This is a genomic window from Bradyrhizobium sp. CCH5-F6 (assembly GCF_001556045.1).
Lineage (GTDB): Bacteria > Pseudomonadota > Alphaproteobacteria > Rhizobiales > Xanthobacteraceae > Bradyrhizobium.
In genome coordinates, this window is the sequence record NZ_LSIC01000155.1 from 18456 (window position 1) to 28327 (window position 9872).

Genomic DNA, 9872 nt, shown 5'->3' on the forward strand with positions numbered 1-9872 from the left:
GGTGCAGATCAGCGCGCGATCATTCATATCAACTTCCTTGTTGCCTCCGGTGTGCCGGATAGCCTGCGTTCATGCTGGCGGCCGCGATGGAATCTGGCGTCGCCTTCGCATCGTCGAAGATCACGGTTGCGGTCTTGGCTGCGAAGGAAACGGTTACCTTCGAGACCCCCGGGACCGCCGCCATGGAAGTCTTCACGATATAGGGGCAGGAGGCGCAGGTCATGTTGTCGACCGCAAAGGTGACGGTGCGCTCGGCCGCAAAGGCCGGGGTTGCGACGACGGCACCGGCCAGGACCAGAACGCTAAGAAACCTCTTCATAGGGCGAGTCTCCTCTTTGTTAGGCGCCGAGCAGTGCGGGCGCGACGTAGTCGAAAGCGAAGGCAGCGGCGACGAGCACGGTCGCGAACAAGAGTGCGAGCTTTACGAAACGATTGGGGATCGGCCGCGCGCAAGCAGCGCCATCGGCGCAGGCATGTCGGGGCTTCCAGTAGACCAGGTAGAAGCCGTAGCCGAGAACGCCGGCCGTTCCCGCCACGAACAACGGCTTATAGGGTGCGAGCGCCGTCAGATTGCCGATCCACGCGCCGCCGATGCCGAGGCTGAAAAGAATGAGCGGCACGATGCAACAGGAGGAAGCTGCGAGCGCGCCGAGGATGCCGCCGGCGGCGATCAAGTGCTGCCGTCCAGCATCACCGCGTTCATTCTCCGCCGGCGCAACGCCTGCCGTTCCGGGTCGTGATGCGTCCATGCCCGACCTCACCTTCCTTGTCGAAATCCGAACTGGGGCGTAACATGCGGTCTGTAGTGACTACAGGGTCAACAGAGATCTTGCGATGCGCGATCACACAGCGGTGAAATGCCTGCAGCGGGCCGAGCTCGCCCGGCGGACCGGCTGCAATCTCGAGACGGTGCGCTATTACGAGAAAGTTGGGCTCTTGCCCGAGCCGCCGCGAACGGCGGGCGGGTATCGCAGCTATGACACGACGCACGAGCGGCGTCTTCGCTTCGTGTTGCGAGCGCGCGAGCTCGGCTTCTCGCTCGATGAAATCCGTGAGCTACTCCGCCTCGTCGACGAGCGCGATCGGCCTTGTGCCGAGGCGAGCGCCGTTGCTGTCGCGCATCTTAATGACGTGCGGGCGAAGATCGCCGATCTGAGGCGCATGGAGCGAGTGCTCAAGAACGTGGTCGCGCAGTGTACGGACGGCTCGCGACAGGAGTGTCCGCTGATCGAGACACTCTTCCGCGAGGAGCCGATCGACCGACGCCGGCAGCACTGAACAGACATCCGCGGCTGGGGGGCGTCTACGAGGAGCCCCTGACCTCGTGGTGAGCGTCCGCCTGCTGCGCCTGGTCCAGTCCGCGATCTGCTGCGCCTTGCTCGCGGCCGTAAAGATCGCGCACTTGTCGGAGCGCAGCACCTCAAGCCAAGAGGCGATGTAGCGGGCATGATCGGGCCGCGGCTCGACGTTCAGATTGAGGTCGGCGCAGATCATGGCGCTGAGCAACTCAACGGTGCATTCCTCCATCGCATAGGCGGCCGAGCCGAACCGTCCGGTGAGATCGCGATCGAGGCGATGGGTTGGCGCCGGAGGCGTGCCCGCATTCGTGGAGCAAGACGGCGTAATAGGCGATGGCGTCGCGGAAGGTAGCGAACGCCGGCATCTGCACGTAGTCCTTGGATGGAATGTAGCAGGGCTGCGAGCCGCCGTGCCGAATATTGATACCGAGGGCGGCACAGAAGCGCTCGGCATGTGCGATGCGTTCTGTCTCAGGCAGGGTCGTATCTCGGGCGGCGTGTAGCCGTCAACCTGCGCGTAATTGAAGACTGTAGCCGCGGGCGAACATGCGCCGTGCCGCTTCGTCGCGATCCTCGTCGCCGTCCTGACGATCGGTGTCGCGATCGGCCTGCTTCCAGAACACCACCAGCTGGCCGCGCTCGCCCTTGCGCACCGACCAGCTTCTGTGCCTCAGCAAGGCCATCGAGATAGATGTAGGTGCTGGTCACGCTGGCGTGGCCTAACAGGTGCTGGAGCTTCTGCAGCGGATCCCCGAGAATCCGGCGGTAAGCTGCGCCATGCCGATCCTGCGGATGGAACACGATTCCGATTTGCTCACGGATCAGCATGGCAAGCATCTTGACGGCGAAGGTGTGCCGCAGCGTGTGCGGCTCACGTTGACGTCGATGCCGAAACTGCGACAGCGCGCGCAAGCGCGGCGGAAGGCCGCTTCCCAGGTTGCTGACGGGACGGGCTCGCCGCCTTCCGTCAGCCAAAGCAGCGCATGCTGCGCTCTGCCGGGTGCGCCAATCAGCACACGGCCGCGTTCGCCCGGTGTCAGCCGGTTGAGGCGGACCCGCCTGCCCATCGCGTCGGCAACCTTCTCGCCATTCGGCGTCAACCAGAACGGATCGGACACCATCGGCTCTCGCCGGGCTGCCGAGATCGCGCGCTCAAGATCGATGTAGTCGTTGATCATCTTTAAGACCCGGCGGGGGATGCGAATGCGGCGCGGTCGTCCGCCTTTGGCGACCGCGCCGGGAAGGTCGAACGGGACCGAACGCATGCCGGAGTCCGACGTACGCGGAAGATCGGCGAGCAACAGGCTGCCGCCCTCGGACAACCGCAAACCGGTCGTAACCAGGAGTTGGCGAACAATGCATTGCGCTCGCCATTGCGGCCGCGCCAGGTCGGGTCTTCCGAACCGTCAGGCAGACCTCCGCGCAACCCAACGTCGCTAAACAACAGATAGCTGCCAAGATCAACAAAACGCAATCGTGCCGCCGCGCGGCACGCTCGCGCGAGCGGTTCGCCGTCACCGCCAACAACGCACGCGTCCCCGCCGTCCTGTGAAGGGTCACAGCGTAGCTGAAGGGCGAGGTCGTCATGATCCCTTCTTCGACAGCCCACCGATAGAACTTGTCGAGCGCCGCGATGCCTCGATTCCAGCTCGATGCCGAGATGCGGTAGGGAGCCGCCGACAGCCAGCGTGCCCGATGGAACGCCAGAACGTCATGGCGGTGGACTTGCCAGACCGTCTTGCCGCCGCGCCGCTCGCAAAGGAAGCGAGCCCAGACGAAAATATCCCGCGCGGACGAACGCTAGGTGTTCGGCGAGTGCGCGCCCATGCCTAGACAGGCGCGGAAGAACCGATTGAGATGGAGATCGTAGCTCCCATCATCCATTAAAATGAGAGGCATGCCTTCGATCAGCGCGGCGCGCTCGGCAACGTCGAGCGCGCCGGACGCGATACTCACTGCAAGGCCATCAACGGAAGAAGGAAGCGGACGCGACGGCACATCAGGGTTCACAACTGCACGCACATACCCAAGCGGAGGGCCTTCGGCGCACTCTTTTTGTTTAGGATGCGAGGGGTTCCCCTCGCGCTCTCCCGCTCGCCGCATGGCAGGGTTGCAGGACTTCGCCTGCACCCCTTTGCATAGCTTGTGGTGGCGCCGCCGCGTCAAGCGTTGTCCTCGCTACGCTGCGGGACCGCTTGACTCGGACGTCTGAAGAGCTTCACCGCAACAGCGGTGATGCCGCTCCATGCCTGATTCTGAGACAGGATCACAGTGATAGGATAACGCGCTTCTCCATGCCGGACCGTATCTGTTGCGGCATGTCTATGGCCCATTCGAGCGCGTGGGCGACGGCGGACTTGGTCCGACAATGGCGTCGATATCGTCCGCCGACAAAAAGCGACGGCGAGACAGAGCCTGGGCCACGTCTGTCACCTGCCGGCGGTGGTTCTCGACGACCTTTACGGCGCGTGCCTGCAACCGTTTGAGCATCTCATTGATCTTTCCGCGCGCAACGTGATCGCGGTCGAGTTCACGATGAGCTTCGTCGGCGTCGGCGAGATAGATCAATTCATCGTCTCCCAATCCGTACGATCGGTTCATCGCGGCGAGCAAGCGCGTCGCGACCGATAGATCGGAACGTTCGCTACCCCCGGCACCGGCGGACGCCGAGCCGAGCAAAACGATCTCGGCCGCACGACCTGCAAGAAGTCCGACGACGTGTCGTTCGATCCAAGGCCTCGTGACCGCCACGGGGTTCTGCTGGTCGATGCGCGTGACGCCGCCGGTACCGCCCCGTCCGACGATCCGGACGGATTCCACCCGAAATCCGCTGCAATAGGCAGCCAGGACGTGGCCGGCCTCGTGCACCGCGATCCTGTAGATCATGTCGGCAGGCAGTTCCGACTCCGGAAGCGCCGCGCTCCTCACGTCCTCAATAGAAAGTTGGCGCCCGGCCCGCCGCGCTTTCCGACGAGCGCTGCGCACGGTCTGCATGATCTCGGCAGGCGTCGACCCCTCGAGCGGTCCGATCACGGTGCGCAGCTCGTCGTCGGATACGTCTCCCTGGACATGAAAGCGGAGGATGTTGAGGATTCCGTCGGCGTCCGGCGCGGTGATCTCGATCGCGCGCTCGAGCCGTCCGGGCCGGAGAATGGCCGGGTCGATGGCGTCGATCCGGTTGGTCGCGCCGATCACCACGATGCCCTCTCTCCTGCCGCTGGTCGCATCGTCCAACTGCAGCATGAAATCTTCGATCACGGGCATCCACCAATCCCGATTCCTGGAGTCCAAGGATTCGCGGGAAGGCAGTCCATCGATTTCGTCGAGGAAGAGGATCGCAGGCGCGGAAGCCGTAGCGCGCGCGAACAGTTCGCGCATGCTCTTGATCACTCCATCCAAATGCCCGGAACTGGCCGCGAAAAGCTCGCCCACGCTGCCGACCACCAGCGAGGCTTCACACGCGTGAGCGATACTCCTCGCGAGAACGCTCTTTCCCATGCCGGGACCGGAAAAGAAGACGGCTCCGCGGTCCACCGCACTCCAGGGAATGATGCCCGCGCGATAGTCCCGCATGTCGCGTGCCAAGGCCATCCCCCAAGCGCGCGCGGCGCCGTACTCGACCGCAGTGGCAAGATCCGGAACGTCTGCGGCATTTCCGGCGCCGCCCCTCGCGGTCGCGGCCGCCACGATGCGAGAAGCGACTTCACGCGCATCAACTCCCGGACGCATGGCGGCCACAATGTCGTCGAGCCCGAGGCGGACCAGATGAACCTCGTCGATCCGTGGAGGCGCCTCGCCGTACAGGTCGCTAAGCGTGCCACCGAGGACCGACTCGTCGAGCTTGATCTTTATGCGATGGTCCGCGCCCGCGACGAGCGTCGACGGGAGTACCTGCTCGGGATCCACGGCGATGCCGATAACGGATCTTCCTTTCGCCAGTGCAGAAGCCACCTCGGCGTTGCCGATTGACGGTTTGTGGCGAAGGCGCTCGGAACCGTCTCGCGCGAAGCAGAGCCACTTTTTTCCGAAGGGACGTTGCTCGAAGAATTCCTTGACCGGGACGATCCAATCGGCTGCCGGGACCGACACCACCACGGCCTGGGTCGACTTTCCCCAGAGCGCCTCGTCGACGATCGGCGTAACGGCCGCGGTGATCGCGGCGGCAACGAGCGCTTTGCGCGGGTCCCGAGGCGCACCGCCGTCGTCCGCCGTAGTCCCAGGGCCGTCGTCGTCGGCGGCATCGGAAGAAAGATCGAAGTCAGGATCGCCGCCATCCTCGGCCTTTCGCGCTCTGTCACGCGCGGCAAGCAGCCGGGCGAAGCCGGACGGTACGCGCAGCGCATCGCCGCCTTTTGACGGATTGTCGGTCGGCGTCGCAGCGGGCGCGGCTACGGGCGACGAGCTTTCGATCGAAGGTGACGGTTCGTCCGTTTGCGTCTCGGGCGTAGCGAGTTGCGTGGGTTCGTTTTTCATCGAGATTCTGAAGGAGTGAGGATGAAATCGATCTTCCGGATGTCCGGAGAAAGAAGCCGTAGGCAGCGGGTTCGACGAGCAAGGCTGGATCGAACCGTCGTTTGTCTGCCGCCTAGGTGGCCGGGTTGGTTACCTGCGGCGCATGATGTCGACGTTGCAGCAGCGTCGCGACCGTCCAAGCAAGCCCCCGGCACGTGTCGCGGACTATGACGAACGCTTCGGTGCCGGCGGCTGGGAAGAAACCTCTCGCTTCCGGGATGAGCGGGGTTGCTTATCATCAGGTCTCCTCCGAGAACTTCCTCGCCACCAAGGGACGGAAAGATTTCACCAGCCACGATGTCGCCAGGCGCGCCTCGCGAGCGCCGGCGCCCGGCAGACGCCGGATCACGGTGGAGAGAACGAGGCAGGCCGTAGCGTCGCCTTCGCAGGCGCACAGAACCAGAGCGGTCATCACCAGATCGAACTTGTGACGAAACGAGTCGTCGCGGCTCAGCGCAAGCGCCATCCCGATCGCGGCGGCTCCGTCGCCGGCAACGGCGGCGTGCCAGCGCGGCTCGCCGACCATCTCGATCTTTTCGACAGCAAAGCGCATCGCGCCCAGCGCCGCCGCGTGGAAGTTGGGCGCAGCGATGGAGCGCCACCACCTGATCGGCGACGAGGCCGTTGCGATCGAGTTGATCTTTGCTTTCGGTTTCCGGCCTTGCTTCGCAGTGGTCCTCATCCTCGTTCTCCTCAGGCGAATATTCCGCGTGCGTATCGGAACGCGCACACGCTCGACGTATATGTGATAAGTCACATAACATGCAGCGTCAAAGAGCGGTAGCATAAAGTAACCGATGTTTCCGCGACGGTTAACGCGCGATTAAAGAGGACGGGTCGGTGACCGTCGAAGTCCTAAACACCGCACGGCGCGGCGATAAGCAGCGCCGGATCTCGCCGGAGTCCTGGGCGACGGCGCTTTTATATTGTTGCAGCACTCAAGATCGGGACGGTCTGCATCCTCATGAAGGGGCTCGACCCGGACCAACTATGACGCCGCTCTTGTCCGCGCGGCAGCTAAGCGACTACGGCTTCAACCGTAACGGTGCCTCTGCGCCCGGCGTGGGCTGGCCCAGTTCTGCGCGATGGAAGGCGCTCGTCCTTCCCCCTTCTGCCTCGAACTGCTCACCCTGTACGAAGCCGGCGAGATCTCGGGCGCCGAGATGCGCAAGCGCATGCTGGAAGGGCGCGGAGCTGAGCTTGTGGGGTCCGCACCTTATTCCCGGTACGGACGTCCTCCGCAAGCGGTGGCAAAGATCTAACTCGCAGCGCCGGCGCGGCAATAACCAAGGGTGAGACTTTCAGATGACCGCCAGCGTTCTGCACATCGTCAGCCTGCTGATCTCGTTCCTCGTGGTGACGGTGCTCTTTGCGATGATGTTCAAGTGGCTGCCGGACGTCTCCGTCGGCTGGCGCGACGTCTGGCTGGGCGCGCTTCTGACCGCCCTGTTCTTCGAAGTGGGAAAGGCCGCGATCGGCTTCTACATCGGTAAGCAAGGCCTGGAATCGACCTATGGTGCGGCCGCCTCGATCGTCGTCGTGTTGATCTGGGTCTACTACACCTCACAGATTATCCTGATGGGGGCGGAGATCACGCACGCCTATGCCAAGCACGGAGGTTCGCTCCGACAGCGAGCGCCAGAGAGCGGTGCGAAAGTGCGGCCCCCGACTCCGCCGGGCAGCGCGCCGTCAGGAAGGCGAGTAAACAGGAACTCTTGAATACGCCTGGGTCAGGAAGATCGGCGCTGTTTCGAGAGGCTCTTCAAAGCCTCGATGATTTCGAGCGGATGGAACGGCTTCTGCAGGAAGAGGCTGCCGGGGACGGGACGGGGTTGGACCGGCGAGAAACCGGTGGCGTAGATCACCGGCAGGCCGGGATCGTGCTCGCGGCAGCGTTCGGCGATTTGCCAGCCGTCGACCTGACCGGGCAGTCTGATGTCGGTGATCAGTACGTCCGCCACCCGCCGCTTGCACCACGCCAGCGCTTCTTCCCCGTTGCTCGCGTGGATCACGTCGTAGCCTTCTTCGCGCAATGCTTCGACGACCAGTTCCCGAACAAGCGGGTCGTCCTCGACCAGAAGAATTCTCACTAGGGCTCCTCAATGCCCCCACATCTGATACTGATGGAAAACTGCGCACTCCTTACGCAGTTCCGAAGCTTCGGCGGAAAGCGATCGGCGCACTCCCAAATCGGGGAAGTTCAGGCGAGGCCGAGCCGTGAGACTTGATGGCAAGAAAACTCAAGACCTACCAGACGTCGCTCGGATTGTACGACCAGGCGATCGCGACGCCTTCGATGAAGGCGGCTCTGGAGGCGTGGGGTGCCGATAGCAACCTGTTTCACCAGGGTGTCGCGAAGGAAACCGACGATCCCGAGATCGTCGCCGCGACGATGGCGAAGCCGGGCGTCGTGCTCAAGCGGCCCGTCGGATCGAACGGTCCCTTCAAGGAGCACGCCGAGCTGCCGACCGAGCTGACGGCCGACGAGGCCAAAGCAGGGCGGGCGAGACGTCGCTCGAAATCGAAGGGACGCGCCTCAGCCAAGATCAGCGACAAGCAGGCCCGGAAGGCGGCGCTGGAATTCGAGCGGGCGCAGAAGCGGCGGGATGCCGAACGCCGCAAGGAGGATGCCGAAAGGGCGAAGGAACGCGAGCGGCGCGAGGAGGCGGTTGCCAAGCACAGGCCGCGCTGAACAAGGCCCAGCGGGAGCACGAAGAGAAGGCGGACGCCATTGAGGCTGAGCGCGCCTCCGTGGACGAGCGCGCGAAAGCCGAAGACCCGCTGGGAAAAGCAGAAGGCAAAGCTTGAGACCGCTCTCCGCAGGGCGCGAGAGTAGGGGCGGCCGCGTATCGGTAAAAGTTCACTCCGCCTTGGGTAAGCGTCCCTTGCCGCCACACTTCGCGCAGCGGCCCGGAAAGATCCTGCGGCCGGGCGCGATCTCGCGCGCCGGCTCGCGCCCCGTTCCGTTGCAGGCGTGGCACTTGATCTCAGAGGAAGGGTCCTTGGTCATGCTTCGCCGGATCTGGCGAAGTATGTGGCGGGAGGGCTGGTGCGAGGTGGCGGCGAGGGCCGGGCGCTGCCGAGAGGTTTGCTCTTGGCGTCGTATCTTTTGGCAAGATCGAGCAGCCGCCGGCGTGTGAACGGGTCCGCTTTCTCCGCCAGGTCGCGCGCACGCTGCGCGAAGCCTCTGTAGAACTCTTCCACGACGCTACCCCCCGCAAAACATCCGTGAATGCTGGATTTGAGTGCGGGGCGGGGTCCGCGTCAAGACATCGCTTGTGCCGGCCCGGAAAACGGCACTAGGTTGAACAGGGCGGGGAAGTCACATGTCGCTGCGGCATCAGGGTGGGAATACGGTGCCCGGGCGGCCGATGGAGCTTGTGCGCGACGAGGCGGCCAACGGCAGGGAGCGCTACGTCTGTCCGGATTGCGACGATCCGCTGCATGATCCCGCCGCCCAAAAGTGGGTGGATAGCCCGCTGCGGCCGCCGGCGAAATAGTGGTCCGGAAGAAATCAGGCCGGGGTCTCAAGGAGCGCCGAGGCCGATGATAGCATCCGGCTTTGCGAGTCCAAGGTGGACTGGCTCGGTAATGTGATGGGCCAGCGTTCGGGCGCTACGGCAGGGATGTTCGGGACCGTGACGGCGGCTGATCTTTTTCGCAAACCGAGCCAGATTGATTGCCACCGCCGATGGGTTCATGCATCCTGTGGGCGGCGGATGGGTGAGATCTCCAATGCTCGATGCCGACACCACCGCGCTGCTGCGCGCGGTCCTCGACGAGGTCTGCGAGAACGTTTCCCGCTACGAAACCATGGCTCGCACTCACGTCGCCTCGAAGATCCTCGAAGCCGCGAGGAGCGGCGAGACCTCGGTGGCCAATCTGAGGCAGGTCGGCCGGAAGGCGCTTTCCGACGCGCCGACGATGTGGCGATAGGGGTCGGTTACCGGTTAAGCGCGATACATGCGAGCATTCCCAGCATACCCCCAGTGCAACGGGAGCGCGAGCGCCGCCGGCTCGCCGACTGGTCACGCTGCGGCGCTCTGAAGAGCAGGATCGGGG

General features: G+C 64.1%; 13 protein-coding genes and 3 pseudogenes. 6 read left to right on the plus strand and 10 right to left on the minus strand.

The features are described from left to right. Nucleotides 1-28: 28 nt before the first annotated feature. Nucleotides 29-319 carry a cation transporter gene (locus AX729_RS27335; RefSeq protein ID WP_061027324.1) on the minus strand — a complete coding sequence of 97 codons (291 nt, stop codon included), beginning with the start codon at nt 317-319 and terminating at the stop codon, nt 29-31. Between the two features lie 19 nt (nt 320-338). Beyond that, nucleotides 339-749, minus strand: a complete 411-nt coding sequence (locus tag AX729_RS27340) for a mercuric transporter MerT family protein (protein WP_061027325.1) — start codon at nt 747-749, stop codon at nt 339-341. A gap of 85 nt (nt 750-834) precedes the next feature. Here AX729_RS27340 and AX729_RS27345 point away from each other — a divergent pair, with 85 nt between their 5' ends. Further along, the gene (locus AX729_RS27345) at nt 835-1278 is read left to right on the plus strand and encodes a MerR family transcriptional regulator (RefSeq protein ID WP_061027326.1); all 444 of its coding nucleotides are present in this window, start codon (nt 835-837) and stop codon (nt 1276-1278) included. 25 nt (nt 1279-1303) lie between these two features. Here the strand turns inward: AX729_RS27345 and AX729_RS40000 are convergent. The 6 genes and pseudogenes from AX729_RS40000 to AX729_RS27365 form a co-directional block, all read right to left on the minus strand. Then, nucleotides 1304-1954 (minus strand): annotated as a pseudogene (locus AX729_RS40000) (ArdC family protein); the annotation flags it as partial. Nucleotides 1955-2119: 165 nt separating this feature from the next. Next, nucleotides 2120-2599: a hypothetical protein gene (locus AX729_RS41285; protein ID WP_245325409.1), complete on the minus strand. Its 480-nt coding sequence runs from the start codon at nt 2597-2599 to the stop codon at nt 2120-2122. A 301-nt stretch (nt 2600-2900) separates the two neighbouring features. Beyond that, a pseudogene (locus tag AX729_RS41290) lies at nt 2901-3080 on the minus strand (site-specific integrase); the annotation flags it as partial. 18 nt (nt 3081-3098) lie between these two features. Further along, nucleotides 3099-3254, minus strand: a complete 156-nt coding sequence (locus AX729_RS41295) for a hypothetical protein (RefSeq protein ID WP_245325411.1) — start codon at nt 3252-3254, stop codon at nt 3099-3101. 366 nt (nt 3255-3620) lie between these two features. Next, on the minus strand, nt 3621-5771 hold the full coding sequence (locus AX729_RS27360; protein ID WP_061027327.1) for an AAA family ATPase: 2151 nt from the start codon (nt 5769-5771) through the stop codon (nt 3621-3623). Nucleotides 5772-6048: 277 nt separating this feature from the next. After that, complete coding sequence (locus AX729_RS27365) at nt 6049-6492, minus strand: hypothetical protein (protein ID WP_061027328.1); 444 nt, start codon at nt 6490-6492, stop codon at nt 6049-6051. Between the two features lie 403 nt (nt 6493-6895). Here AX729_RS27365 and AX729_RS41875 point away from each other — a divergent pair, with 403 nt between their 5' ends. Together AX729_RS41875 and AX729_RS27370 are read left to right on the plus strand one after the other, a co-directional pair. Further along, nucleotides 6896-7072, plus strand: coding sequence for an antitoxin VbhA family protein (locus tag AX729_RS41875; RefSeq protein WP_197433681.1), 177 nt, complete (start codon nt 6896-6898; stop codon nt 7070-7072). 43 nt (nt 7073-7115) lie between these two features. Beyond that, nucleotides 7116-7529 carry a YihY/virulence factor BrkB family protein gene (locus AX729_RS27370; RefSeq protein ID WP_245325414.1) on the plus strand — a complete coding sequence of 138 codons (414 nt, stop codon included), beginning with the start codon at nt 7116-7118 and terminating at the stop codon, nt 7527-7529. 11 nt (nt 7530-7540) lie between these two features. Here the strand turns inward: AX729_RS27370 and AX729_RS27375 are convergent, their stop codons facing one another. After that, nucleotides 7541-7900 carry a response regulator transcription factor gene (locus tag AX729_RS27375; protein ID WP_197433682.1) on the minus strand — a complete coding sequence of 120 codons (360 nt, stop codon included), beginning with the start codon at nt 7898-7900 and terminating at the stop codon, nt 7541-7543. 137 nt (nt 7901-8037) lie between these two features. On the opposite strand from AX729_RS27375, the pseudogene AX729_RS27380 reads away from it, so the two are divergent. Beyond that, a pseudogene (locus AX729_RS27380) lies at nt 8038-8646 on the plus strand (cell envelope biogenesis protein TolA). A 170-nt stretch (nt 8647-8816) separates the two neighbouring features. On the opposite strand, the gene AX729_RS41300 reads toward AX729_RS27380, so the two are convergent. Next, complete coding sequence (locus tag AX729_RS41300; protein WP_082770549.1) at nt 8817-9014, minus strand: hypothetical protein; 198 nt, start codon at nt 9012-9014, stop codon at nt 8817-8819. A gap of 122 nt (nt 9015-9136) precedes the next feature. Between AX729_RS41300 and AX729_RS40005 the strand changes: the two genes are divergently transcribed. Then, the gene (locus AX729_RS40005; RefSeq protein WP_156457237.1) at nt 9137-9310 is read left to right on the plus strand and encodes a hypothetical protein; all 174 of its coding nucleotides are present in this window, start codon (nt 9137-9139) and stop codon (nt 9308-9310) included. 235 nt (nt 9311-9545) lie between these two features. Continuing rightward, entirely contained in the window at nt 9546-9746 is a 201-nt protein-coding gene (locus AX729_RS27385) for a hypothetical protein (RefSeq protein WP_061027329.1), read from the plus strand. Nucleotides 9747-9872: the final 126 nt, after the last annotated feature.

Excerpts from the sequence above, each read along its gene's own strand:
- AX729_RS27335 (WP_061027324.1), bottom strand. The coding sequence starts at position 319 with ATGAAGAGGTTTCTTAGCGTTCTGGTCCTGGCCGGTGCCGTCGTCGCA.
- AX729_RS27340 (WP_061027325.1), bottom strand. The coding sequence starts at position 749 with ATGGACGCATCACGACCCGGAACGGCAGGCGTTGCGCCGGCGGAGAAT.
- AX729_RS27345 (WP_061027326.1), top strand. The coding sequence starts at position 835 with ATGCGCGATCACACAGCGGTGAAATGCCTGCAGCGGGCCGAGCTCGCC.
- AX729_RS27360 (WP_061027327.1), bottom strand. The coding sequence starts at position 5,771 with ATGAAAAACGAACCCACGCAACTCGCTACGCCCGAGACGCAAACGGAC.
- AX729_RS27365 (WP_061027328.1), bottom strand. The coding sequence starts at position 6,492 with ATGAGGACCACTGCGAAGCAAGGCCGGAAACCGAAAGCAAAGATCAAC.
- AX729_RS41875 (WP_197433681.1), top strand. The coding sequence starts at position 6,896 with ATGGAAGGCGCTCGTCCTTCCCCCTTCTGCCTCGAACTGCTCACCCTG.
- AX729_RS27370 (WP_245325414.1), top strand. The coding sequence starts at position 7,116 with ATGACCGCCAGCGTTCTGCACATCGTCAGCCTGCTGATCTCGTTCCTC.
- AX729_RS40005 (WP_156457237.1), top strand. The coding sequence starts at position 9,137 with ATGTCGCTGCGGCATCAGGGTGGGAATACGGTGCCCGGGCGGCCGATG.
- AX729_RS27385 (WP_061027329.1), top strand. The coding sequence starts at position 9,546 with ATGCTCGATGCCGACACCACCGCGCTGCTGCGCGCGGTCCTCGACGAG.